The 23,794-nt window shown below is 72.1% G+C and carries 20 protein-coding genes; 14 read left to right on the plus strand and 6 right to left on the minus strand.

What is annotated here, in order from left to right:
• Positions 1-55 precede the first annotated feature (55 nt).
• The 9 genes from ACH4G3_RS32415 (at position 56) to ACH4G3_RS32455 (ending at position 13,270) form a co-directional block, all read left to right on the plus strand.
• The gene (locus ACH4G3_RS32415) at positions 56-2,323 is read left to right on the plus strand and encodes a molybdopterin oxidoreductase family protein (protein WP_397627855.1); all 2,268 of its coding nucleotides are present in this window, start codon (positions 56-58) and stop codon (positions 2,321-2,323) included.
• A 135-nt stretch (positions 2,324-2,458) separates the two neighbouring features.
• The gene (locus tag ACH4G3_RS32420) at positions 2,459-3,877 is read left to right on the plus strand and encodes a CitMHS family transporter (RefSeq protein WP_020275259.1); all 1,419 of its coding nucleotides are present in this window, start codon (positions 2,459-2,461) and stop codon (positions 3,875-3,877) included.
• A gap of 22 nt (positions 3,878-3,899) precedes the next feature.
• Complete coding sequence (locus ACH4G3_RS32425; RefSeq protein WP_397628122.1) at positions 3,900-5,129, plus strand: MFS transporter; 1,230 nt, start codon at positions 3,900-3,902, stop codon at positions 5,127-5,129.
• Positions 5,130-5,222: 93 nt separating this feature from the next.
• Positions 5,223-5,813, plus strand: coding sequence for a hypothetical protein (locus tag ACH4G3_RS32430; protein WP_397627856.1), 591 nt, complete (start codon positions 5,223-5,225; stop codon positions 5,811-5,813).
• A 649-nt stretch (positions 5,814-6,462) separates the two neighbouring features.
• Positions 6,463-7,533, plus strand: a complete 1,071-nt coding sequence (locus tag ACH4G3_RS32435) for a class F sortase (RefSeq protein ID WP_397627857.1) — start codon at positions 6,463-6,465, stop codon at positions 7,531-7,533.
• 197 nt (positions 7,534-7,730) lie between these two features.
• The gene (locus ACH4G3_RS32440; protein ID WP_397627858.1) at positions 7,731-9,071 is read left to right on the plus strand and encodes an ABC transporter ATP-binding protein; all 1,341 of its coding nucleotides are present in this window, start codon (positions 7,731-7,733) and stop codon (positions 9,069-9,071) included.
• A gap of 143 nt (positions 9,072-9,214) precedes the next feature.
• A complete protein-coding gene (locus ACH4G3_RS32445) occupies positions 9,215-10,603 on the plus strand; it encodes an aldehyde dehydrogenase family protein (protein WP_397627859.1) in 1,389 nt (462 codons plus the stop codon).
• Positions 10,604-10,623: 20 nt separating this feature from the next.
• Positions 10,624-11,706, plus strand: coding sequence for a Zn-dependent alcohol dehydrogenase (locus ACH4G3_RS32450; RefSeq protein ID WP_397627860.1), 1,083 nt, complete (start codon positions 10,624-10,626; stop codon positions 11,704-11,706).
• Between the two features lie 193 nt (positions 11,707-11,899).
• Positions 11,900-13,270 carry an MFS transporter gene (locus tag ACH4G3_RS32455; RefSeq protein ID WP_397627861.1) on the plus strand — a complete coding sequence of 457 codons (1,371 nt, stop codon included), beginning with the start codon at positions 11,900-11,902 and terminating at the stop codon, positions 13,268-13,270.
• Here ACH4G3_RS32455 and ACH4G3_RS32460 read toward each other — a convergent pair.
• The 3 genes from ACH4G3_RS32460 to ACH4G3_RS32470 all read right to left on the minus strand — a co-directional run bounded on the left by ACH4G3_RS32460 (position 13,259) and on the right by ACH4G3_RS32470 (position 15,746).
• The gene (locus tag ACH4G3_RS32460; protein ID WP_397627862.1) at positions 13,259-14,227 is read right to left on the minus strand and encodes a DMT family transporter; all 969 of its coding nucleotides are present in this window, start codon (positions 14,225-14,227) and stop codon (positions 13,259-13,261) included. The two genes, ACH4G3_RS32455 and ACH4G3_RS32460, sit on opposite strands and share 12 nt — an antisense overlap.
• A gap of 107 nt (positions 14,228-14,334) precedes the next feature.
• The gene (locus ACH4G3_RS32465) at positions 14,335-15,045 is read right to left on the minus strand and encodes an ArsR/SmtB family transcription factor (RefSeq protein ID WP_397627863.1); all 711 of its coding nucleotides are present in this window, start codon (positions 15,043-15,045) and stop codon (positions 14,335-14,337) included.
• A gap of 59 nt (positions 15,046-15,104) precedes the next feature.
• Positions 15,105-15,746 carry a TetR/AcrR family transcriptional regulator gene (locus tag ACH4G3_RS32470; protein WP_397627864.1) on the minus strand — a complete coding sequence of 214 codons (642 nt, stop codon included), beginning with the start codon at positions 15,744-15,746 and terminating at the stop codon, positions 15,105-15,107.
• Between the two features lie 88 nt (positions 15,747-15,834).
• Here ACH4G3_RS32470 and ACH4G3_RS32475 point away from each other — a divergent pair, with 88 nt between their 5' ends.
• The 3 genes from ACH4G3_RS32475 to ACH4G3_RS32485 all read left to right on the plus strand — a co-directional run bounded on the left by ACH4G3_RS32475 (position 15,835) and on the right by ACH4G3_RS32485 (position 18,041).
• Positions 15,835-16,986, plus strand: a complete 1,152-nt coding sequence (locus ACH4G3_RS32475) for an acyl-CoA dehydrogenase family protein (RefSeq protein ID WP_397628123.1) — start codon at positions 15,835-15,837, stop codon at positions 16,984-16,986.
• A 60-nt stretch (positions 16,987-17,046) separates the two neighbouring features.
• Positions 17,047-17,307, plus strand: a complete 261-nt coding sequence (locus ACH4G3_RS32480) for a YiaA/YiaB family inner membrane protein (protein WP_397627865.1) — start codon at positions 17,047-17,049, stop codon at positions 17,305-17,307.
• Positions 17,308-17,390: 83 nt separating this feature from the next.
• Positions 17,391-18,041 (plus strand): TetR/AcrR family transcriptional regulator, encoded by a 651-nt coding sequence (locus ACH4G3_RS32485; RefSeq protein WP_397627866.1) that lies wholly within the window; start codon positions 17,391-17,393, stop codon positions 18,039-18,041.
• Here the strand turns inward: ACH4G3_RS32485 and ACH4G3_RS32490 are convergent.
• A complete protein-coding gene (locus ACH4G3_RS32490; protein ID WP_397627867.1) occupies positions 18,032-18,493 on the minus strand; it encodes a MaoC family dehydratase in 462 nt (153 codons plus the stop codon). The genes ACH4G3_RS32485 and ACH4G3_RS32490 overlap by 10 nt on opposite strands.
• A gap of 121 nt (positions 18,494-18,614) precedes the next feature.
• Here ACH4G3_RS32490 and soxR point away from each other — a divergent pair, with 121 nt between their 5' ends.
• On the plus strand, positions 18,615-19,079 hold the full coding sequence (gene soxR / locus ACH4G3_RS32495) for a redox-sensitive transcriptional activator SoxR (protein ID WP_397627868.1): 465 nt from the start codon (positions 18,615-18,617) through the stop codon (positions 19,077-19,079).
• A gap of 236 nt (positions 19,080-19,315) precedes the next feature.
• Here soxR and ACH4G3_RS32500 read toward each other — a convergent pair whose 3' ends face one another.
• Together ACH4G3_RS32500 and ACH4G3_RS32505 are read right to left on the minus strand one after the other, a co-directional pair.
• Positions 19,316-20,044, minus strand: a complete 729-nt coding sequence (locus ACH4G3_RS32500) for a 3-keto-5-aminohexanoate cleavage protein (RefSeq protein ID WP_397628124.1) — start codon at positions 20,042-20,044, stop codon at positions 19,316-19,318.
• A gap of 75 nt (positions 20,045-20,119) precedes the next feature.
• On the minus strand, positions 20,120-20,722 hold the full coding sequence (locus ACH4G3_RS32505; protein ID WP_243381225.1) for a hypothetical protein: 603 nt from the start codon (positions 20,720-20,722) through the stop codon (positions 20,120-20,122).
• Positions 20,723-20,988: 266 nt separating this feature from the next.
• Here ACH4G3_RS32505 and ACH4G3_RS32510 point away from each other — a divergent pair, with 266 nt between their 5' ends.
• A complete protein-coding gene (locus tag ACH4G3_RS32510; protein WP_397627869.1) occupies positions 20,989-23,787 on the plus strand; it encodes a penicillin acylase family protein in 2,799 nt (932 codons plus the stop codon).
• The last annotated feature ends 7 nt before the right edge of the window (positions 23,788-23,794 follow it).

The following is a 23,794-nucleotide window of genomic DNA, read 5'->3' on the forward strand; positions in this document are numbered from 1 at the left end:
TCGGTATGCTCGGGCGCGTTCGTGCGTCACCGTAGCCGCCGCTCCTGGAGGACCCGTGTCCCGCACCGCCCTGCGTATCTGTCCCCTGTGCGAGGCCACCTGCGGCCTGACCCTCACCATCGAGGGCACGCGCGTCACCCATGCCCGGGGTGACCGCGACGACGTCTTCAGCAAGGGGTTCATCTGCCCCAAGGGCGCCTCCTTCGGGGCCGTCGACGCCGACCCCGACCGGCTGCGCACCCCGCTCGTGCGCAGGGACGGCGAGCTGCGCGAGGCCACCTGGGAGGAGGCCTTCGACGCGGTCGCCGCCGGCATCCGGCCCCTCGTCGAGGGGTACGGCCCGAACTCCGTCGGTGTCGTCCTCGGCAACCCCAATGTGCACACCATGGCAGGCGCCCTCTACCCGGCGGTGCTGCTCGCCGGGCTCGGCACCCGCAGCGTCTTCACCGCCTCCACGGTCGACCAGATGCCCAAGCACGTCTCCAGCGGACTGCTCTTCGGTGACGCGAACGCCATCCCCGTGCCCGACCTGGACCACACCGACCATCTGCTCCTCATCGGCGCCAACCCGCTGGAGTCCAACGGCAGTCTGTGCACGGCCCCCGACTTCCCCGGCAAACTCAAGGCGCTCAAGGCCCGCGGCGGCACGCTCGTCGTGATCGACCCACGCCGCACCCGCACCGCCAAGCTCGCCGACCGGCACATCGCCGTGCGGCCCGGCACCGACGCGCTGCTGCTGGCGGCGATGGCCCAGGTGCTCTTCGCCGAGGGCCTCACCGAGCCGACCCCGCACGTCCAGGGCGTCGAGGAAGTGGCCGACGCCCTGGCGGAGTTCACCCCCGAAGCCGTCGCCGCCGCCTGTGACGTCGAGGCCGACGTCATCCGCACCCTGGCCCGCGAGCTCGCCGCCGCCCCCACCGCCGCCGTCTACGGCCGCATCGGCAGCTGCACCGTCCCGCACGGCACCCTGGCCAGCTGGCTCGTCGACGTGCTGAACATCCTCACCGGCAACCTCGACCGGCCCGGCGGCGCGCTCTTCCCGCAGGCCGCCACCGACAGGACCCCGCGCCCCGCCGGGCCCGGCCGCGGCTTCGCCCTCGGGCGCTGGCACTCCCGCGTGAGCCGGCACCCGGAGGCCAAGGGCGAGCTGCCCCTCTCCGCCCTCGCGGAGGAGATCGACACCGCCACCGAGGAGGGCGAGCCGGTACGGGCGCTCCTCGCCGTCGCCGCCAACCCCGTGCTCTCCGCACCCGACGGTGACCGGCTCGACAAGGCGCTCGACTCGCTCGACTTCATGGTCAGCGTCGACCCGTACCTCAACGAGACCTCCCGCCACGCCGACGTCGTCCTGCCCCCGCCCCCGCCCTCCCAGAGCCCGCACCACGACTTCGCCTTCAACACCCTCGCCGTCCGCAACCAGGTCCGCTACACCCGCCCCGCGGTCCCGCTGGAGCCGGGCCGGATGGCCGAGACGGAGATCCTGGCCCGGCTGATCCTCGCCGTCACGGGCATGCACGGGGCCGACCCCGCCGCCGTCGACCAGATGGTCATCGACCAGACCCTCGGCAAGGCCGTCGAGGAACCGCACTCGCCCGTGCACGGCCGTGACCCCCGCGAACTCGCCACGCTGCTCGCCGGCGACACCGGCCCCGAGCGACGGCTGGACATGATGCTGCGCCTCGGCCCCTACGGCGACGGCTTCGGCGTACGACCGGACGGACTGACCCTGGAGAAGCTGCTCGCGCACCCGCACGGCATCGACCTCGGCCCGCTGCGGTCCCGGCTCCCGCAGCCGCTGAAGACCAGGAGCGGCAAGGTGGAACTTCTGCCGCAGCCCATCGCGGACGACCTGCCCCGCCTCAAGCGCTCCCTGGAGGAGCGCCCCGACGGGCTCGTCCTGGTCGGCCGCCGTCACCTCCGCTCGAACAACAGCTGGATGCACAACGTGCCCGCCCTCACCGGCGGCTCCAACCGCTGCACCCTGCACATCCACCCCGAGGACGCCGAACGGCTGGGCGTGCGCGACGGGGCGCCGGTGCGCGTGAAGGGAGCCGGGGGAGAGGTGACCGCACCGGCCGAGGTCACGGACGACGTGCGCCGGGGCGTGGTGAGCCTGCCGCACGGCTGGGGCCACAACCGCCCCGGCACCCGGCTCAGTCACGCCGCGACGGACCCCGGCGTCAACGTCAACCAGCTCCTCGACGGCCGCCTGCTCGACCCGCTGTCGGGCAACGCGGTCCTCAACGGAGTGCCCGTCGAGGTCGCCCCCGAGACGGCCCCCGGATGCGCATCCGTGACCGAAAAGCTCACCGCTCTGACCTGAGCAAAGCTGTGACCAGCAGTTTTGCGCTTATTGCTCGCACGTCAACGTCTTGTTAACGCTGCTTGAACGCACCTAACGTCTCGGACACCGCCGGCCCTGGTGGGATGTTCAAGGGCGAACGTTAGGTATCCACTCATGCTGACCATCCTCGGCTTCGCCATGATCGCGACCTTCCTGGTCCTGATCATGATGAAGAAGATGTCGCCGATCGCGGCGCTCGTGCTGATTCCCGCGCTGTTCTGCGTGTTCGTCGGCAAGGGCGCCAAGCTCGGCGACTACGTCCTCGACGGCGTGACCGACCTCGCCCCCACTGCGGCGATGCTCATGTTCGCGATCGTCTATTTCGGGGTGATGATCGATGTCGGTCTCTTCGACCCGGTCGTCCGCGGCATCCTCAAGTTCTGCAAAGCCGACCCGATGCGCATCGTCGTCGGCACCGCCGTGCTCGCCGCGATCGTGTCGCTGGACGGCGACGGCTCCACCACCTTCATGATCACCGTCTCGGCGATGTACCCGCTGTACAAGCGCCTGAAGATGAGCCTGGTCGTGATGACCGGTGTCGCCGCCATGGCCAACGGCGTGATGAACACCCTCCCCTGGGGCGGCCCGACCGCCCGCGCCGCGACCGCGCTCAAGCTCGACGCCAGCGACATCTTCGTCCCGATGATCCCGGCGCTCCTGGTGGGCCTGCTGTTCGTCTTCGTCCTCTCCTACGTCCTCGGTGTGCGTGAGCGCCGGCGGCTGGGCGTGCTGACGCTGGACGAGGTGCTGGTGGAGGAGAAGGTCGACGAGAAGGAGACCGAGACGGTCCTCGTGGGCGCCGGCGGCTCCGGCGACGGCAAGGTCTCCATGCGCAAGGGCGTCGCGGGCGGTGCCGGCTCCGGCACGGACGCCGACGAGCAGGACGACGACTTCCAGGGCCTCGACCCCCACCGCGCCACACTGCGCCCCAAGCTGTACTGGTTCAACGCGCTGCTCACGGTCGGTCTGCTCACCGCCATGATCATGGAGCTGCTGCCGATCCCGGTGCTGTTCCTGCTCGGCGCCGCACTCGTGCTCACCGTCAACTTCCCGCACATCCCGGACCAGAAGGCCCGCATCGCTGCCCACGCCGAGAACGTCCTGAACGTCTCCGGCATGGTCTTCGCCGCCGCCGTCTTCACCGGCGTCCTGCAGGGCACCGGCATGGTCGACCACATGGCCAAGTGGATGGTGGACGTCATCCCCGGCAGCATGGGCCCGCACATGGCCCTGGTCACCGGCATCCTCAGCCTTCCGCTGACGTACTTCATGTCGAACGACGGCTTCTACTTCGGTGTCCTGCCCGTCCTCGCCGAGGCGGGCGCCGCGCACGGTGTCTCCCCGCTGGAGATGGCCCGCGCCTCGCTGGTCGGCCAGCCGCTGCACATGTCCAGCCCGCTGGTCCCGGCCGTGTACGTCCTGGTCGGCATGGCCAAGGTGGAGTTCGGCGACCACACGAAGTTCGTCGTGAAGTGGGCCGCCCTCACCTGTCTGGTCATCCTCGGGGCGGGCATGCTCTTCGGGATCATCTGACCACCGCATGGAGGACGTCATCGTGAGGCCCGGTGGGAACCGCGGCTGGCTGCTCCGCCTCGTCATCGCCTTCAGCTTCGCGCAGGGGGCGGTGTCGATGGCCCGGCCCGCCGTCTCCTACCGGGCCCTCGCGCTGGGCGCGGACGAGCGTGCGGTCGGTGTGATCGCGGGTGTGTACGCGCTGCTGCCGCTGTTCGCCGCCGTGCCCCTGGGCCGTCGCACCGACCACGGCCGCTGCGCGCCCCTGCTGCCCGTCGGCGTGGTCCTCATATCCGGCGGCTGCGCGCTCAGCGGCGCCGCGGACTCCCTGTGGTCGATGGCCCTGTGGAGCGGAGTGATGGGCCTCGGCCACCTCTGCTTCGTCATCGGCTCCCAGTCCCTCGTCGCCCGCCAGTCGGCGCCGCAGGACCAGGACCGCAACTTCGGCCACTTCACCATCGGCGCCGCGCTCGGCCAGCTGGTCGGGCCCATCGCCGCGGGTGCGGTGATCAGCGGCGACGACATGACGGGCACCAGCGCGCTCGCCCTCATCGCGGCGGGCGCTATCGGGGCGGTCGCGTTCACCTCGCTGTGGCGCATCGAGCACCGCCGTACAGCGGCCACCTCCGGCGCGGAGAAGGGCGACCGTGTCCCGGTCCGGCGCATCCTGCGCACCCGGGGCGTGCCGGCCGGCATCCTCATCAGCCTCGCCGTGCTGTCCGCGACCGACATCCTCACCGCCTACCTCCCGGTGGTCGGCGAGCACCGGGGCATCGCGCCGTCCGTGATCGGCGTCCTGCTCAGCCTGCGAGCGGCGGCCACCATCGCCTGCCGTCTGGTGCTGACGCCCCTGCTGCGGCTGCTCGGCCGCACCGTGCTGCTCACGGTGACCTGCCTGCTGGCGGCCCTGCTGTGCGCGGGCATCGCCCTGCCGATGCCGACGTGGGCACTCGGCCTGCTGCTGGTGCTGCTCGGCTTCTGCCTCGGTGTGGGGCAGCCGCTGTCCATGACGACGGTCGTCCAGGCCGCCCCCGACGAGGCCCGTTCCACGGCCCTGGCGCTGCGTCTGACCGGCAACCGGCTCGGCCAGGTCGCCGCGCCCGCCGCGGCCGGGCTGATCGCCGGGGTGGCGGGGGTGGCGGCGCCGTTCGTGATGCTCGGGGTGCTGTTGCTGCTGTCCTCCGGCGTCGCCGTGCGGTCGCCGGCGGAGCGGAAGGACACGGGCGAGGCCCGCCGGCCGCGGGCGCGGCTGCGCCGGAAGAGCGATATCTGACGCGGCGCAGGGCGCAGTTGCCGCCCTTCGACGGTCTTGTGACAGAGAGTCAGGTGACGAGGTATTTGTATGACAATCATCTGACTTGGAGGCATGTTCATGCCCGTCGTACCTCCCGCGTGCCGTGCCGGCACCCGCACCGCCGTCCTCGCCGCCCTCACCCTCGCAGGGACCACCCTGAGCGGGGTGCCCGCCGTCGCCGCTCCGGGGGACAACGGGGACGTCAAGATCCACGCGACCGACACCCCGGCCAGTGATCGACGCAACGACCCGAGGGTCTGCGACTTCTACCTCGCCGCGTTCGACTTCGAGGCGGGCGAGACGGTCAACTGGACCATCCAGACCCTGCCCGAGGTGCCGGCCAAGAGCGGCTCCGTCACCCTCGACGCGGCCGGCGCGGGCCGCAGTCCGGTCATCGACCTGCCCAACGGTCAGTACAAGCTGACGTGGCTCACCGACCGGGCCCACGGCGCGGGCAAGTTCAAGGTGTTCCAGGTCGACTGCCCGGCCTCCAAGGCCACGCCCACCGCCATCACCCCCAACGGCGGACCGCCGGCGGGTGGCGGCGGCATCGCCCGTGCCGAGGCCTTCACACCGGTCGCCGGCGCGGCAGCCGTCGGGCTGGCCGCCGTCGCCGGGACGGTCTGGTTCCGGCTCCGTCGCCGCCCCGATGGCGCGGCGTAGGCCGCGTTCCGCGTATGGCGCCGCTCCGGTGGAGCGGCGTGGGGCCGGGGAGGCCATGGGTGCGGGGTCGGTGGGGCGGGGTGGGGAAGGGGCTGGCCCCGGCACCGGCTCGGTGGCCCGGCGTGGAGCCGGCCACCGGTCTGAGGGCGGCCCGGTGGTGCGGCGCGAGGTCGGCAGTCGGTCCGAGGGCGGCCCGGTGGTGCGGCGTGGGGCCGGCAGTCGGTCCGAGGGGGGCCCGGTGGTGCGGCGTGAGGTCGGCAGTCGGTCTGAGGGGGGCCCGATGGTACGGCGTGGGGCCGGCAGTCGGTCCGAGACCGGCTCGGTCGTGCGGCGTGGGGCCGGCAGCCGGTCCGAGACCGGCCCGGGCGTTCGGCGTGGGACGGGATCCCGTTCTACCGTCGAGTCGACGGTCCGGCGTGGCGGTGGGGACGGTTCCGGCGGGGCTCCAGTGGGGCGGCGTGGGGTCGCGGCGGCTCCTGCCGCTGAACCGGGGGCACGGCGTGGGGCCCGGTCTGGTTCCGGTGCCGCTCTCGCGGCGCGGCGGGGACCGGCCTACGAGGGCGCGGCCGTTCGGCGTGGGACCGGAACCGGTGCCGTCCGTGTTCCGGCGGGGCGGCGCAGGGCTGGTTCCGGATACCCCCCTGCCCCGGTGGCGCGGCGCCGGAGGTACCGCAGGCCCTGGCGCCGGACGCGCGCCTACCGCCTGACGCGGACGATCGTGGTGACCTTCGCCCTGCTCGTGTGCGGGGTCTGCCTGGACCGGAGCGGAGAGCCGGGCAGCGCGGCCACGGCCCTCCCGCCGGGCTCCGCCGAGGCTGCCGCTGCCGTGCCGGGCGGCTCGGGTGTCGCCACCGCTGCCGTGCCGGGTGACTCGGATGTCCGCACAGTTGCCGTGCCGGGTGACTCGGATGTCCCCACAGCTGCCGTGCCGGGTGGATCGGACGACGCCCCGGCCGCTCGGCCCCGCCCCTCCCGGGAAACCGGCCCTCACACCGGCCCGTCCCGGGCACCCGCATCCCGTACGGCCACGGGCCCCACCCCGGCGTCCGACGCCCCCGGGTCCCCCGCCTCCGGGCGCCGGCCCCTCGGATCCGACGCCCCCGGGCCCCCCACCTCCGGGCGCCCGCCCCTCGGATCCCCCGCCCCCGGCCCCGCCACCGACGCCCCCGGGGCACGGAACCAGCGGCCCGCCGCCCCCGGCCCGAACCGCACCTCCACCCCCACCGCACGACCGCCCCGCCCCCCGGCATCCCTCCAGCCCCTGCCCCCCTCCCGAGCCACCCGCCTGCTCGTCCCCTACCTCCGTATCGACGCCCCGATCATGGACCTGGGGCTCGACCGCGAACGCCGCCTCACCGCACCCCCGGAGGACAACCCGAAGCTGGTCGGCTGGTACCGGGGCGGCGCCTCACCGGGCGAGCGGGGCACCGCCGTGGCCGTCGGGCATCTCGACACGGACAGCGGTCCCGCCGTCTTCGCGGGACTGCCCGAACTCAAACGCGGCCACATCGTCAAGGCCCGCCGCGCCGACGGGCGGATCGCCGTCTACACCGTGGACAAGATCAAGTCGTACGAGAAGGCGCACTTCCCGAGCCAGGAGGTGTACGGCGCCCGGGGCCGCCCCGAACTGCGCCTGATCACCTGCGGCGGCAGTTACGACCGCAGAAAGGGCTACTCGGGGAACGTCGTGGTCTTCGCCCACCTCACCGGCATCCACTGACCCCCGGCGGCCCTGCGCCCTGCCCGAACCGGGCCGTCCGCCTTCTCACCAGCTGGACCGAGAACCCGGATTCCGCCAGGTGTCTTCCCCAGGCCGCGTACATTCCGTTAACTTCCGTGACCCACAGCCTCGTGCGACCCGCACGGGGCTTCCGACCGCGGAGCACCAGCGCCCTGAAGACCCCTCGGGGGCACCTCATGACACGCGCCATCTCCCTGCACGACGTGAGCAAGGCCTACACGCGAGGCGCCCGCGTGGTGGACCGGCTCTCGCTGGACATCACGCCGGGCGAGTTCCTCGTGCTGCTCGGTCCGTCCGGCTGCGGCAAGTCGACCGTGCTCCGGATGATCGCCGGGCTGGAGGAGATCGACGAGGGCGAGCTGCTGCTCGACGGCGAGTACGCCAACGACCTGCCGCCCTCCGGCCGGGACATGGCGATGGTCTTCCAGAACTTCGCCCTCTACCCGAACATGACCAGCCGCGCCAACATCGGCTTCCCGCTGCGGATCGAGGCCCCGGGCACGGACCCCGGGCCGCGTGTGGACGCCACCGCCCGGATGCTGGGCATCGAGGACCTGCTCGACCGCCTGCCCGGCCAGCTCTCCGGCGGTGAACGCCAGCGGGTCGCCATGGGCCGGGCCATCGCCCGCCACCCCTCCGCCTTCCTGATGGACGAGCCGCTGTCCAACCTCGACGCCAAGCTCCGCACCCATCTGCGGGCCGAGATCGCCCAGCTCACCCGCGAGCTGGGCGTCACCACGGTCTACGTCACCCACGACCAGTCCGAGGCCATGTCGCTCGGCGACCGGGTCGCCGTGCTGCGCGGCGGCGTGCTCCAGCAGGTCGACAGCCCGCGTGTCGTCTACGCGCTCCCCAGCAACGTCTTCGTCGCCGCCTTCATCGGCACCCCGCGCATCAACCTGCTGCGCGGCCTGGTGCGCGCCCCGCTGGACGGCGCGATGACCATCAGCCTGGGCAAGCAGTTCCTGCGCCTGCCCGAGCCGCTCTCCCTCGACCACCAGCTGCTGCGCGTCCAGCAGGGCCGTGAGGTCATCGTGGGCCTGCGCTCGGAGGCCGTCCGGATCGCCAAGCACTCCGCGGCCCGCCCCGGCGAGGTGCCGATCACCGGTCTGGTCGAGCACGTGGAGTTCCAGGGGCACGAGATCCTCGTCCACTTCAACACCGGCTCCAGCCCCGCCGTCGCCCCCGAACTGGAGTCTCCGCGCCCCCGCCCCGGCCGCCCCGTCCGGCGCCGTCGCCGTGAGGCCTCGGTCCTCACCCGCCTGCGGGAGCGGACCGCGGCCGGCCGGGCGGGCCCCGTCGTGGCCCTGGACGAATCCCGGGACACCGGAGTCCGTCCTTCGGCCGCCGAACCCCGCCTGCCCGGTGACCTGGTCGTGCGCACCACCCCGGACCTGGCCCTCCGCCACGGCATGCAGGTGCCGCTCCTCGTCGACCTCGCCCACCTCTTCGTCTTCGACCAGCACGGCGACCGCATCTGTCCGCACCCCGAGCGCCTGCCCGATCTGGGGGAGTGAGGAGCCGCACACCCGGGCGGGGCCCCGGCCGTGCTGTGATGACCCGGCATCCGGGGCCCGGCACTCGTGACGTCTGGCGCCGGAAAACTATCGCCGCTAGTTTATGTGTCGGACGACGACGCCCCGCCTCCGGAGGAAGCGCCATGAAGGCATACGACGGCATGTACATCGGGGGCGCCTGGCGCCCCGCCGCCGGCCAGGACGTGATCGAGGTCGTGAACCCGGCCGACGAGCAGGTCATCGGCACGGTCCCGGCCGGCACCGCCGAGGACGTCGACGCCGCCGTACGGGCCGCCCGCGCCGCCCTCCCGGACTGGGCCGCGACCCCGCCCGCCGAGCGCGCGGCGCGCCTCGCCGCCCTCCGGGACGTGCTCGTGGCCCGCGCTGACGAGATCGCCGAGACCGTCACCGCCGAACTCGGCTCGCCCCTGAAGTTCTCCCAGGCCGTCCACGCGGCCGTGCCGATCGCGGTCGCGGGCTCCTACGCCGAGCTGGCGGCCACGTACGCCTTCGAGGAGAAGACCGGCAACTCGGTCGTGCACCACGAGCCGGTCGGTGTCGTGGCCGCGATCACGCCCTGGAACTACCCGCTGCACCAGATCGTCGCCAAGGTCGCCCCGGCCCTCGCGGCGGGCTGCACGATCGTCGTGAAGCCCGCCGAGGACACCCCGCTGGTAGCCCGCCTGTTCGCGGACGCCGTGCACGAGGCCGGCCTCCCGGCGGGCGTCTTCAACCTGGTCACCGGCCTCGGCCCGGCGGCAGGCCAGGCCCTCGCCGAGCACCCCGGCGTCGACCTGGTCTCCTTCACCGGCTCCACCGCCGTCGGCCGCCGGATCGCCGCGATCGCCGCCGGGCAGGTCAAGAAGGTCGCCCTCGAACTCGGCGGCAAGTCCGCCAACGTCATCCTCCCGACCGCCGACCTCGCCAAGGCCGTCAACGTCGGCGTCGCCAACGTCATGTCCAACTCCGGGCAGACGTGCAGCGCCTGGACCCGCATGCTGGTCCACCGCGACCAGTACGACGAGGCGGTGGACCTCGCCGCGATGGCCGCCGCCAAGTACGGCGAGCGCATCGGCCCGGTCGTCAACGCCAAGCAGCAGGCGCGGGTGCGCGGCTACATCGAGAAAGGCGTCGCCGAGGGCGCCCGCCTGGTCGCAGGCGGCCCCGAGACCCCGCGCGAGACGGGCTACTTCGTCAGCCCGACCGTCTTCGCCGACGTCACCGAGGACATGACCATCGCGCAGGAGGAGATCTTCGGCCCGGTCCTGTCGATCCTCCGCTACGAGGACGAGGAGGACGCCCTGCGGATCGCCAACGGCACGGTCTACGGCCTGGCCGGCGCCGTCTGGGCCGGTGACGAGGCCGAGGCGGTGGCCTTCGCGCGCCGGATGGAGACCGGCCAGGTCGACATCAACGGCGGCCGCTTCAACCCGCTCGCCCCCTTCGGCGGCTACAAGCAGTCGGGCGTCGGCCGCGAACTCGGCGTGCACGGCCTGGCCGAGTACCTCCAGACCAAGTCCCTCCAGTTCTAGTCAGGGGAGTCCCTTCCGCCATGGCTGTCCGCGCCGCCGTCCTGCCCGCCGTAGGTTCCCCGCTGGAGATCACCGGCATCGACCTGCCCGACCCCGGCCCCGGCCAGGTCCACGTCCGGCTCGCCGCCGCCGGGGTCTGCCACTCCGACCTGTCCTTGTCCGACGGCACCATGCGCGTGCCCGTGCCCGCCGTCCTCGGCCACGAGGGCGCCGGCACGGTCGTCGCCGTCGGCGAGGGCGTCACCCACGTCGCACCCGGCGACGGGGTCGTCCTCAACTGGGCCCCGTCCTGCGGCACCTGCCACGCCTGCTCGCTCGGCGAGGTCTGGCTGTGCGCCAACGCCCTGGGCGGCGCCGCCGACGTCTACGCCCGCACCGCCGAGGGCACCGACCTCCACCCCGGCCTGAACGTCGCCGCGTTCGCCGAGGAGACGGTGGTGTCCGCGGGCTGCGTCCTGCCCGTCCCGGACGGCATCCCGCTCACCGACGCGGCCCTCCTCGGCTGCGCCGTCCTCACCGGCTACGGAGCGGTCCACCACTCGGCCCAGGTGCGTCCCGGCGAGACGGTCGCGGTGTTCGGCGTCGGGGGAGTGGGCCTCGCTGCTCTCCAGGCCGCCCGGATCGCGGGCGCCTCGAAGATCGTCGCGGTGGACGTGTCCGCCGGGAAGGAGGAGCTGGCCCGGGCGGCCGGCGCCACCGACTACGTCCTGGCCTCCGAGAACACCGCCCGTGAGATCCGCGCCCTCACCGGCAGGCAGGGCGTCGACGTCGCCGTCGAGTGCGCCGGCCGCGCGGTCTCCATCCGCACGGCCTGGGACTCCACCCGCCGCGGCGGCCGCACCACGGTCGTCGGCATCGGCGGCAAGGACCAGCAGGTCACCTTCAACGCCCTGGAGATCTTCCACTGGGGCCGCACCCTGACCGGCTGCGTCTACGGCAACTCCGACCCCGCGCAGGACCTCCCGGTACTCGCCGAACACGTCCGGGCGGGCCGTCTGGACCTGACCGCCCTGGTGACCGAGCGCATCTCCCTGGACGGCATCCCGGCGGCCTTCGAGAACATGCTGGCGGGCAAGGGCGGCCGGGCACTGGTCGTCTTCTAGCCCGTTTCCTCCCGCACCCCGGCCTGACGTCGAGGCCGGGGCCTCAGGCATGCCCGCACGCACACTGAGTGCCACGTACAGGCAAAAGTCCTGGTGCGCGACCCGTTGACGGCCATACCGTCCGGTCAGTACGTTCCCCGGACCATCGATCCACCCCCCGTTCCGTCCCCGCACCCACCGGAGCGTGCACCGCATGGACACGGCCCCTTCCGCTCAGCCGCACACCGCCACCGAGCCCGCCGCGGGCAACCGCCGCCGCGTGGCCACCGCCGCGGCCCTCGCCTCGGCCGTCGAGTGGTACGACTACTTCGTCTTCGGCATCGCCGCCGCCCTCGTCCTCGGCGACCTCTACTTCCCCGCCGGCAGCACCAGCGCCGGCGTGCTGGCCTCCTTCGCCACGTTCGCCGTCGGCTTCCTCGCCCGTCCCCTCGGCGGCATCGTCGCCGGCCACCTCGGCGACAAACGCGGACGCAAGCCGATGCTGGTCCTCGCGCTCACGCTGATGGGCGTGGCCACCACCGGCATCGGCCTGCTGCCCACGTACGAGACGATCGGCGTCGCCGCCCCGATCCTGCTCGTCCTGCTCCGCGTCGCGCAGGGCGTCGCCGTCGGCGCCCAGTGGGGCGGCGCGATGCTCCTGGCCACCGAGTACGCCCCGGAGGGCAAGCGCGGCGTCTACGGCAGTGTCGTCCAGCTCGGCGTCCCCATCGGCGTGGTGACCGCCAACACGGTCTTCCTGGCCGCCGGCGCGCTCACCACCGACTCGGCGTTCGCGGCCTGGGGCTGGCGCGTGCCGTTCCTGGTCGGCCTGCTGGTCCTCGCCCTGGCCTGGTACATCCACACCCGCGTCGAGGAGACCCCGGCGTTCCGGGAGGCCGAACGCGCCCTTGCGGAGCAGGAGAAGACCGAGCAGAGCTCACCGCTGCGCACGATCCTGCGCGGCCACCTCGGCACGGTGCTCCTGGCCGGCGGCTCCTTCGCCGTGAACACCGCGACCTTCTACATCCTCATCACCGGTGTCCTCGACTACACGACCCGCGAGCTGGACATGAAGAAGGGCCCGGTGCTCACGGTCTCGCTCTGCGTCAGCCTCACCCAGCTCGTGCTGATCCCGGCCGCCGCCGCGCTCTCCGACCGCATCGGCCGCATCCGGATCTACGCCTTCGGGGCGGTCGGCATCGCGCTGTGGGCCGTGCCGCTCTTCCTGCTGATCGACACCGGCTCGCTGCTGTGGCTCGCGGTCGGCACGTTCGTCGCCAGCTGCTTCCTGAGCATCATGTACGGCCCCCAGGCCGCCCTGTTCGCCGAGCTGTTCACGCCCGAGATGCGCTACACCGGCGCCTCCCTCGGCTACCAGATCGCGGCCGTCGCGGGCGGCGGCCTCGCCCCCTTCGTCATGGTGCTGCTGCTGGAGGCGACGGGCACCTCGATGGCGGTGTCGGGCTACATCATCGCGCTCTCGGTGATCGCGCTGGTCTCGATCAAGGTCCTCGCGGACCGGGCGCGTGCGGCCGAACCGGAGGCCGCGCCCGAGGCCAAGGCGGAAGCCGAGTCAGCGGGCTGAGCCCGGAGTCCGCTCGGGCCGGGGCTCCGCAACCGCTCCCGGATCCCCGGCCCGAGCCGCCGCCCGCGACCGCGACCGGGACACCGCGACACCCGCCAGGCACAGCACACCGCCGACCAGGGTGAGCAGCCCCGGAACCTCGCCGAGGAACAGCCAGGACATCAGGACGACCAGCGCGGGCGCCGCGTACGTCGTCGCGCCCATCCGGCTCGCGGTCGTCCGGGACAGGGCGTACGCCCACGTCGTGAAGGCCAGGGCGGTCGGGAAGACACCCAGGTACACCATGTTGAGCGTCGCGGAGGCGGGCGCCTCGGCGGCCTCCTGGACGAGCTGTCCGGCGAACGGCAGACAGACCACCGCGCCGACCAGGCAGCCGAACGTCGTCACCTGCAACGGACTGGCCGTGCCCAGGGCGGGCTTCTGCGCGACGACACCGGCGGCGTAGGTGACCGCCGCCAGCAGGCACAGCATCACTCCGAGCAGCGAGGAACCGCCCCCGCCGGACATCGAGAGGCCCACGGTCACCGCACCGGCGAACGACACCGCCATCCCCGCCAGCAGCCGCGGCGGCATCGGATCACCGAGCAACCGGGCACCCAGCAGCGCGATGAGGATCGGCCCGATGTTCACGACCAGGGCGGCCGTACCCGCGTCGACCAGCTGCTCTCCCCAGTTCAGGACGACCATGTACACGCCGAACCACAGCAGGCCCGATATGGCGATCCCCCGCCAGGCCGAGCGTGGCGGCCACCCCTCCCGCCGCAAGAGACAGATCACCCCCAACGTCAGCGACCCGGCCAGCAGCCGCCCGAGCGCCAGCGCGCCCGGCGAGTACGCGTCCCCCGCGCTGCGGATCGAGACGAAGGCGGACGCCCACAGCACGACGGTCACCGCGGCCGCACCGGCGGCCAGCAGTTCGGCCCGGCGGGCGGGGCGGGGTGGGGTGTGGTTCATCATGATCCCGAGGCTAGGAGGGAAGGGGAACGGACGCTCGCGAATTTCGGACGGGGCCTTTGCGGCCGATCAGGCGGTGTGCCGGGGCTTGTCCGACGAGGCTTCGGGGGTCAGTGCAGCACCGTGGCCTCCACACCCAGCAGATCGAACAGTGCCCGTTCACCGGCGGGCGTCACCTTCACGGCCCGCTCGGAGCCGATACGGACGCACCACCCCGTGTCGAGGGCGTGCCGGCACAGCGCCGCGCCCGCGACGCCCGCGAGATGGGGCCGGCGTTCGGTCCAGTCGAGACAGGCACGGGCCAGGGGACGCCGGCCACGCCGGTCGAGGCCGATACCGGCCGACTCGAACCACGCCAGCCCGGCTTCGGTGAGCGCGAACCCCGTCTCCTGCTGCAACAGCCCGCGCGCCGTCAGGGCGTCCGTGACCGCGATGCCGAGCCGCCCGGCGAGATGGTCGTAGCAGGTGCGGCCCCGGGCCATCGCGGAACCGGCACTGGACTCCCGCAGGTTTCGCGGCCGTACGGCAGTACCCGGCGCGACCTGCGCCACCAGGTCCTCCACCAGCTGCGCGACCCGCGCGTCGGCCAGCCGTACGTAGCGGTGCCGGCCCTGGCGCTCCTCGGCGAGCAGCCCACCCGCGACGAGCCTGCCGAGGTGTTCGCTCAGCGTCGACGCGGCGACACCCGCGTGCCGCGCCAGTTCGCCCGCGGTCCAGGCCCGGCCGTCGAGCAGCGCCAGCAGGCACGCGGCCCGGGTCTCGTCCGCGAACAGCGCGGCGAGCCGGGCCAGGGCCGTGGCCTGCGGGTCTCTCGTCGTCATGCCCCCCAGGATGGAACACGGACCCTTCGGCCGCTGCCGAAGTGTCCGCCGCGATGGTGCTACGCGGTCCGCCGCACCTGCTCGTACTGCCGTGCCAGCCCGTCCAGCAGGGCCGTCAGCCCGGTCTCGAAGGCCCGTTCGTCGATCTTCTCCTGCTGCTCGGCGAGGAGATGGGCCTGCTGGAGATGGGGGTAGTCGGCGGGGTCGTAGGCGCTCGCGTCGTCCACGAAGCCCCCGGCGAAGGAGCCGAGCGCGGAACCCGTCACGAAGTACCGCATCAGCGCGCCGATGGACGTGGCGTGGGCCGGCGGCCAGCCCGCCTCGACCATCGCGCCGTAGACGGCGTCCGCGAGGCGCAGCCCGGCCGGGCGCCGGCCGGGGCCACGGGCCAGCACCGGCACGATGTTCGGGTGGTCGCGCAGCGCCGCCCGGTAGGAGACGGCCCAGTCGTGCAGCGCGGTCCGCCAGTCCCGGCCGTCCTGGAACATCGTCAGGTCCACCTGGCCGCTCACCGAGTCGGCGACCGCCTCCAGGATCTCGTCCTTGGTGCGGAAGTGGTTGTAGAGCGAGGGCCCGCTGACCCCGAGTTCGGCGGCGAGCCGGCGGGTGGAGACGGCCGCGAGGCCCTCCGCGTCCACGAGCGCGCGGGCCGTCTCGACGATCCGGTCGGTGCTGAGCAGGGGCTTGCGCGGTCGGGCCATGGCGCACATAGTAGGGCTGCCGACGGAAACTAGCAGTGCTAATTTAAATGTACGGCTTTCAAAGGGCTTTCGAGTGGAGTGGCTTGTGGTGAACCTGGAGCTCAGCGAGGAGCAGACCGCCGTACGGCAGCTCGCCCGGGACTTCGTCGAGCGCGAGATCGCCCCGCACGCCGTCGCCTGGGACCGCGCCGAGGAAGTCGACCGCGCGATCGTCAAGAAGCTCGGCGAGGTCGGCTTCCTGGGCCTGACGATCGACGAGGAGTACGGCGGCTCGGGCGGCGACCACCTCGCGTACTGCCTGGTCACGGAGGAACTCGGCAGGGGCGACTCGTCCGTGCGCGGGATCGTCTCCGTCTCGCTGGGGCTCGTCGCGAAGACCGTCGCCGCCTGGGGGAGCCAGGAGCAGAAGCGGCGGTGGCTGCCGGGGCTCACGTCCGGCGAGGCGGTCGGCTGCTTCGGCCTGACCGAGCCGGGCACCGGCTCGGACGCGGGCAACCTCACGACGCGGGCGGTGCGCGACGGCGGCGACTACGTCATCAACGGCACCAAGATGTTCATCACCAACGGCACCTGGGCCGATGTCGTCCTGCTCTTCGCCCGCTCCACGGACGCCCCCGGCCACAAGGGCGTCTCCGCCTTCCTGGTCCCCACCGGCACACCCGGCCTGACGCGCCGCACGATCCACGGGAAGCTCGGGCTGCGGGGCCAGGCCACGGCCGAACTCGTACTGGAGGACGTGCGTGTGCCCGCCTCGGCGCTGCTGGGGGAGGAGGGCAAGGGCTTCTCGGTCGCCATGTCCGCCCTCGCCAAGGGCCGGATGTCGGTCGCCGCGGGCTGTGTCGGCATAGCGCAGGCCGCTCTGGACGCGGCCGTGCGGTACGCGGGCGAGCGCGAGCAGTTCGGGAAGACCATCGCCCGTCACCAGCTGGTCCAGGAGCTGATCAGCGACATCGCCGTGGACGTCGACGCCGCCCGGCTGCTGACCTGGCGGGTCGCCGACCTGATCGACCGCGGCCGACCGTTCGCCGTCGAGTCGTCCAAGGCCAAGCTGTTCGCCTCGGAGGCGGCCGTCCGCGCCGCGAACAACGCCCTCCAGGTCTTCGGCGGCTACGGCTACATCGACGAGTACCCCGCGGGCAAGCTGCTGCGGGACGCCCGCGTGATGACCCTCTACGAGGGCACGAGCCAGATCCAGAAGCTGGTCATCGGGCGTGCGCTCACGGGGGTTTCGGCGTTCTGAGTACGCCCCTGAGTACGTCAGCGGATGTGGCGCGGGCCACGTCCGCCGGAAGCTTGCCCCATGAGTGACACACCGGGCAGCAAGCAGAACACGGCCGCCTTCTACGGCCAGGCCGTCGCCTCCTTCGCCGTCGCCATGGCGGCCACCGCGATCGGCATCTACCAGCTGAGCGCCGACGCCTGGGTACGGGGCTTTCTCGCCATCGCCGTTCTGTACCTGGTCACCTCCTCCTTCACCCTGGCCAAGGTGATCCGGGACCGGCAGGAGGGGACGGCCGGGACGGCGCCCTCGCCCTCGTACAGCACCTTCGAGAAGCACTGAGCGGCCGCACCGGGCGCTCTCACTAAGCGCTCGCTCACCTTCGGCGGTATGGTGTTGTCCCTGTCGGTGGAGAGGGGCGAGTGATGAGTACGGCGGAGGATACGGCCGGCGGCGAGGCGCAGGCGTGGGGCGAGGTCACGCCCGACGCGGCGCGACGGCTGCTGATCGCCGCGGTGGAGGCCTTCGCCGAGCGCGGGTACCACGCCACGACGACCCGGGACATCGCGGGTCGCGCCGGGATGAGCCCGGCCGCGCTCTACATCCACTACAAGACCAAGGAAGAGCTGCTGCACCGCATCAGCAGAATCGGGCACGAGAAGGCCCTGGAGATCCTGCGGACGGCGGCCCGGCGGGAGGGCACCGCCCGCGAGCGCCTGGCCGGCGCGGTCAGCTCCTTCGTCCGCTGGCACGCCGGCGGACGCACCACCGCGCGGGTCGTCCAGTACGAGCTGGACTCGCTCGGTCCGGACGCCCGTGACGAGATCCTCGCGCTGCGGCGGCAGTGCGACGCCGAGGTGCGGGCGATCATCGAGGACGGCGTGGCCGCCGGTGAGTTCGACGTGCTGGACGTCAAGGGCACGACCCTGGCCGTGCTCTCGCTCTGCATCGACGTGGCGCGCTGGTTCAACGTCGACGGGCCGTGGACGCCGGACGAGGTCGGCGCGCTGTACGCCGACCTCGTGCTGCGGATGGTGGGGGACGGCGCAGCGGCGGCCCGCCGAGGTCAGAAGTAGTAGCGGGCGACGGACTCGGCGACGCAGACGGGCTTGTCGCCGCCCTCGCGTTCCACGGTGAAGGCGACGGTCACCTGGACGCCGCCGGGCACGTCGTCGACGGCGCTGATGGTCGCGGTGGCGCGGAGCCGGGAGCCGACGGGGACGGGGGAGGGGAAACGGACCTTGTTCGTCCCGTAGTTGACGCCCATCTTCACGCCCTCGACGGAGATCAGCTGCGGTCCGAAGAGGGGGAGCAGCGACAGCGTGAGATAGCCGTGGGCGATGGTGGTGCCGAAGGGGCCCGCGGCGGCCTTCTCCGGGTCGACGTGGATCCACTGGTGGTCGCCGGTGGCCTCCGCGAAGAGGTCGATCCGCTTCTGGTCGATGTCGAGCCAGTCGGTGTACCCCAGTTGCTCGCCCACCGCCGACTTCAGGTCGTCGACGGATGTGAAGATCCTCGGCTGTGCCATGTCCCGGCCTCTCGCGTCAGGAAGTCTGCGTGCGCTTGAATCTCTAAGCGACTGCTTAGCATGGTCGGCTGCGGGGGCCGTGTCAACGGACTCGGTGGGGTCGATCGGTAGGGTTCGAAGGGTGCCCCAGATTTCAGAGAAGATCCACGAGCTCACGGTCGGCCAGCTGGCGGCGCGCAGCGGGGCCGCCGTTTCCGCCCTGCACTTCTACGAGTCGAAGGGCCTGATCAGCAGTCGCCGGACCGCCGGCAACCAGCGCCGCTACTCGCGTGACACGCTGCGCAGGGTCGCCTTCATCCGGGCCGCGCAACGGGTCGGCATCCCGCTGGCGACGATCCGCGAGGCGCTGGCGGAGCTGCCCGAGGAGCGGACGCCGACCCGGGAGGACTGGGCGCATCTGTCGGAGGCCTGGCGCTCGGAACTGGACGAGCGCATCAAGCAGCTGAACCGCCTCCGCGACCACCTCACCGACTGCATCGGCTGCGGCTGCCTCTCCCTCGACACATGCGTCCTCTCCAACCCGGGCGACGTCTTCGGCGAGAGCCGGGCGGGGTCACGCCTGATGGTGGACAAGGGGCGCGGGTAGCGCCTGTGCGGGTGGGTCACCTACCGACTGACCGGCGTTGACGCGCCAACCGCCGCGGTCGGACCCCGGCACGTCCCCTCCTCGCCGTGCGCGGGCGCGCGGCGGTCTGCGCAGCAGCCGTAACCGCCGCGCTGCGGGCCGTCGGTCCCGCTCAGCTGCGGGCAGTCGTGCCGCTTGGGGCGGCACGGGTGGGCGCAGCGGCACCTCGTCGGGCCGAGCTGCCCAACGCCCCGGCCTCAGCAGCCTCGCCGACCTGCCTCGTACTCCACCGACCCCGCCGTGACCAGCTCCGCGTTGGACCCGGCCGGCCTCCCGTCCGGCAGCACCAGCACATCCTCCACCCCGACCCGCGTGGCCAACCCCAGCTCGCCCGCAAGCCGCAGCACCGGCCACGCACCCCCGTCCTCCCCGTGCAGCAGCACGGGACGCCCGTGCGCGGCCCCGAGCTCGGACAGCAGCCCCCGCGCAGAAGCCACCGCACTCGAAGGGCCGGTATCCGTCACCTCGGCCAGGACCCGCAGCACCCTCGGCCCCAGCGGCGAGGCAGCGAACCGCTCCGCACCGTCCGTCCCGGACCAGATGCCGGCCTCCACGCCCACCCCGAGATCCAGGAGCAGGGCGGCAACCTCCTCCGCACCGGGCTCATGCCAGTTGACCGAGGCGTGGTCGGGCAGGTCGGTCCAGCTCCGTATCCGCTCCAGCCGGGCGGCAGGGTCCGGCTCGGCCCATGCCCCCGTGGTCACACCCACCGGCACCCGCACGCGCGAGCGAATCGCCGAGAGCGTCTCCGCAAGCACCCTGGGCGACAACGTGTCCCGCCCGCACGGCGTCTTGGGATGGACATGGATGTCCGTGGCCCCGGCCGCGACGGCGTCCGCGGCGGAGTCGGCCATGGCCTCGGGCGTCAGCGGCACCGCCGTACCGTCGGCGGCGGTCCGCGGACCGTTCAGACACACCTGCACCATGTCGACGATGGTGTCAGCCCTCACTGACAGTGGGGGTGCGGCATCCCCGGCGCACCCCCCGCGCACCCGCACTCGTCAAGCCGACACCAACAGCCTCGCCCGCCTGGCGTCCGCCAGAGACTCGGGCGTGAGCACCGGACGCGGTACGAGAATTCCGCAGTCCGTGCAGACCGGACCCGCCGAAGGCTCGTGGTCCAGGTCGTACTTCCAGGCGAGTTGTTCCCCGCCGCACACCGGACACGTCGAGCCCGGCTCCCGCTCCAGCGCGGCGATCAGCCGGCGCAGCACCTCCGCCAGCGGTTCACGGGGATGGACCGCCGGATCGTCGCACCACGCCACGCCGAAACCGCCCCAGGTCAGCCGGTGCCAGTCGTCCACACTGCCCGGCCGGCGCAGTCCGTCGTGCTTCTCCTTCTTGCGGCGCTCGGCGAACTCGACCTCGTAGGCCAGCCAGACCGCCCGCGCCTCCTCCAGTTCGTCCAGTGCGGCCACGAGCCGCACCGGATCGGGGGACCGGTCCTCAGGACCGAACCCGGCCCGGGAACAAAGATGGTCCCAGGTCGCCCTGTGCCCGTAAGGGGCGAACCTCTCAAGGCACTTGCGCAGCGAATAGCGCCGCAGTGCCAGATCGCACCGCGGATCGCGGACCTGTCTCGCCAGACTCCGGAAACCGGCCATCGTCCTGCACCTCCGTCACACCTGCACCTGTAATCCGGTCACTTCGGCGTCGTCGTAAGGACGTCGCCGAATAGACGTATCGACAAGCGAATCGGCTCCATCCGATTTCAAATGGCCTCCATAAGCCGCCCGACGAGGCCTCGAGTCGACTGCCGTGGTCCGTGTGCCTGTTGTGCTGACTCCAAAAAGTGACGCTTGCTCATCTTCAATCGCGGGGATACCGGCGGTAACATCCCCGCCCACCCCCGTCGGGAGGAGCCCCCCACATGCCACGGCGTAACCCACGCACCGTTCTCGACAGAATGAGAACTCCCCGCGGAATCCCCGGGTTCCTGAAGACCGCATCGGTATGCGCGCTGATCGCGGGTCTTTTGTCGCCACTGTCACAGGCGGCCGCCTCGGAGACGGGGACCGCGCAGGCCACGGCCGCGGCGAACGACCACTGCGGCAACCAGTGTTCGGACATCCTCCCGCCCGGCCAGAACGGCAACGCCACCCTGGCCCAGGTCCTCCTGAACCAGGCCTTCGGCACTCAGCCCGAGCATGCGGAAGACCAGCTCGGGCCCTACGCCGACCTCGCCAAGGGGTACACCGGCCTCACCAACGACAAGATCAGCAGTTTCTTCAACGACGCGTCGTTCGGGGTCCCGGCGGATCAGGTCGCCTCCACCGTCAAACCGGCCGGGCGCGGTGACGTGACGATCGTCCGGGACAAGAAGACCGGTGTGCCGCACATCACCGGTACCACCAGGTACGGCACGGAGTTCGGGGCCGGCTATGCCGCCGCACAGGACCGGCTGTGGCTGATGGACGTCTTCCGGCACGTCGGGCGTGGACAGGTGACCTCCTTCGCGGGCGGCGCGCCCTCCAACCAGGGCCTGGAACAGCAGTTCTGGCGGCACGCGCCCTACAGCGAGGCCGACCTCCAGGCGCAGATCGACAACGCCGTCGCCACCAACGGCGAGCGCGGCAAGCAGGCCCTCGCCGACGCCGAGGCCTACCTCGACGGCATCAATGCCTACATCGACGCCTCCGACAGCGGCCGGTACTTCCCCGGTGAGTACGTCCTCACCGGGCACAAGGACTCAGTCACCAACGCCGGGAAGATCGAGCACTTCAAGATCACCGACATGGTCGCGCTGGGGTCCGTCATCGGCGCGTTGTTCGGCTCCGGCGGAGGCGGCGAGGTCAACAACGCCCTCTCCCTGCTCGCCGCCCAGGAGAAGTACGGGGTGGCGGAAGGCACCAAGGTGTGGGAATCCTTCCGGGAGCGCAACGACCCGGAGGCCGTCCTCACCGTCCACGAGGGCAGCTTCCCGTACGTGACCAAGCCGGACGACCCGCAGGGCGCGGCAATGCCGGACGCCGGCTCGGTGAAGCCGGAGCCGCTCGTCTACGACCGCACCGGCAGCGCCACCACGGCCAGTGCCACCGGCGCGTCCGGCGAGGCGGCCAAGTCGGCCCTGTCCTCCGCCAAGCGCGGCATGTCCAACGCCCTCGTGGTCAGCGGCGAGCACACCGCCAGCGGCCACCCGGTCGCCGTGTTCGGCCCGCAGACCGGCTACTTCGCCCCCCAGTTGCTGCTGCTCCAGGAGCTCCAGGGCCCGGGCATCAGCGCCCGCGGCGCCTCCTTCGCGGGCCTGAGCATGTACGTCGAACTCGGCCGCGGCCAGGACTACTCGTGGAGCGCCACGACCTCCGGCCAGGACATCATCGACACGTTCGCCGTCGAACTGTGCAAGGACGACTACCACTACCTCTACCGAGGCACCTGCACGCCGATGGAGAAGATCGAGCAGAAGAACGCCTGGAAGCCGACGGTCGCCGACGGCACCGCGGCCGGCTCGTACACGATGCGGGTCTGGCGCACGAAGTACGGACCCGTCGAGTACCGTGCCACGGTCGGCGGCAAGAAGGTCGCCTACACCACCCTGCGCTCTTCCTTCATGCACGAGGCCGACTCCATCATCGGCTTCCAGATGCTGAACGACCCGGACTACGTGAAGGGACCGGAGTCGTTCCAGAAGGCGGTGCAGCACATCAACTACACCTTCAACTGGTTCTACGTCGACTCCGAGCACACCGCCTACTACAACAGCGGCGACAACCCGGTGCGCGCGAACGGCGTCGACGCCGAGTTCCCGGTGTGGGCCCGGCCTGCGCACGAGTGGCGGGGCTGGGACCCGGCGGCCAACACGGCCGACTACACCCCGCCCTCCGCCCACCCCAACTCCATCGACCAGGACTACTACATCTCCTGGAACAACAAGCAGGCCAAGGACTACACGACCGCGCCCTGGGGCAACGGCTCCGTGCACCGCGGCAACCTCCTGGAGGACCGCGTGCAGAAGCTGGTCCGGCAGGGCGGGGTGACCAGGGCCTCGCTGGTGAAGGCCATGGCCGACGCGGCCACGGCCGACCTGCGGGCGGAGGACGTCCTGCCCAAGCTGCTGAAGGCCGTGAACAGTTCGCCGGTCACCGACCCCACCGCCGCGGCCGCCGTGAGCAAGCTCCAGGCGTGGGTCGCAGCGGGCGGCAAGCGCACGGAGACCTCGGCCGGATCCAAGAAGTACGCCGACGCCGACGCGATCCGCATCCTGGACGCCTGGTGGCCGCTGCTGGTGAAGGCCGAGTTCGAACCGGGCCTCGGCAGCGAGCTGTTCGGGGCGATGACCGCCAACCTGCCCGTCGACGAGTCCCCGTCGGCCTCGCACGGCCCGACCGGGTCGCACGCCGGAAGCTCCTTCCAGTACGGCTGGTGGAGCTACGTCGACAAGGACATCCGGGCTGTGCTCGGCGAGCAGGTGCGCGGGCCGCTGGCCCGCGAGTACTGCGGCGGCGGAGACCTCGGCGCCTGCCGTGACATCCTCGTCAGCACCCTGAAGGAGGCGGCCGGCAAGACGGCGGCCCAGGTCTACCCCGGCGACGACCAGTGCTCGGCGGGCGACCAGTGGTGCGCCGACTCGGTCATCCACCGCACCCTCGGCGGCATCAAGCACGGCAAGATCAGCTGGCAGAACCGGCCGACCTACCAGCAGGTCGTGGAGTTCACCTCACATCGGTGACCCGGGC

Source organism: Streptomyces afghaniensis (assembly GCF_044327915.1).
GTDB classification, from domain to species: Bacteria; Actinomycetota; Actinomycetes; order Streptomycetales; family Streptomycetaceae; genus Streptomyces; species Streptomyces afghaniensis.

Excerpts from the sequence above, each read along its gene's own strand:
- ACH4G3_RS32480 (WP_397627865.1), top strand. The coding sequence starts at position 17,047 with ATGAGTGACACACCGGGCAGCAAGCAGAACACGGCCGCCTTCTACGGC.
- ACH4G3_RS32450 (WP_397627860.1), top strand. The coding sequence starts at position 10,624 with ATGGCTGTCCGCGCCGCCGTCCTGCCCGCCGTAGGTTCCCCGCTGGAG.
- ACH4G3_RS32440 (WP_397627858.1), top strand. The coding sequence starts at position 7,731 with ATGACACGCGCCATCTCCCTGCACGACGTGAGCAAGGCCTACACGCGA.
- ACH4G3_RS32430 (WP_397627856.1), top strand. The coding sequence starts at position 5,223 with ATGTTCATGCCCGTCGTACCTCCCGCGTGCCGTGCCGGCACCCGCACC.
- ACH4G3_RS32445 (WP_397627859.1), top strand. The coding sequence starts at position 9,215 with ATGAAGGCATACGACGGCATGTACATCGGGGGCGCCTGGCGCCCCGCC.
- ACH4G3_RS32485 (WP_397627866.1), top strand. The coding sequence starts at position 17,391 with ATGAGTACGGCGGAGGATACGGCCGGCGGCGAGGCGCAGGCGTGGGGC.
- ACH4G3_RS32465 (WP_397627863.1), bottom strand. The coding sequence starts at position 15,045 with ATGACGACGAGAGACCCGCAGGCCACGGCCCTGGCCCGGCTCGCCGCG.
- ACH4G3_RS32510 (WP_397627869.1), top strand. The coding sequence starts at position 20,989 with ATGCCACGGCGTAACCCACGCACCGTTCTCGACAGAATGAGAACTCCC.
- ACH4G3_RS32490 (WP_397627867.1), bottom strand. The coding sequence starts at position 18,493 with ATGGCACAGCCGAGGATCTTCACATCCGTCGACGACCTGAAGTCGGCG.
- ACH4G3_RS32455 (WP_397627861.1), top strand. The coding sequence starts at position 11,900 with ATGGACACGGCCCCTTCCGCTCAGCCGCACACCGCCACCGAGCCCGCC.
- ACH4G3_RS32470 (WP_397627864.1), bottom strand. The coding sequence starts at position 15,746 with ATGGCCCGACCGCGCAAGCCCCTGCTCAGCACCGACCGGATCGTCGAG.
- ACH4G3_RS32420 (WP_020275259.1), top strand. The coding sequence starts at position 2,459 with ATGCTGACCATCCTCGGCTTCGCCATGATCGCGACCTTCCTGGTCCTG.
- ACH4G3_RS32500 (WP_397628124.1), bottom strand. The coding sequence starts at position 20,044 with ATGGTGCAGGTGTGTCTGAACGGTCCGCGGACCGCCGCCGACGGTACG.
- ACH4G3_RS32460 (WP_397627862.1), bottom strand. The coding sequence starts at position 14,227 with ATGATGAACCACACCCCACCCCGCCCCGCCCGCCGGGCCGAACTGCTG.
- ACH4G3_RS32505 (WP_243381225.1), bottom strand. The coding sequence starts at position 20,722 with ATGGCCGGTTTCCGGAGTCTGGCGAGACAGGTCCGCGATCCGCGGTGC.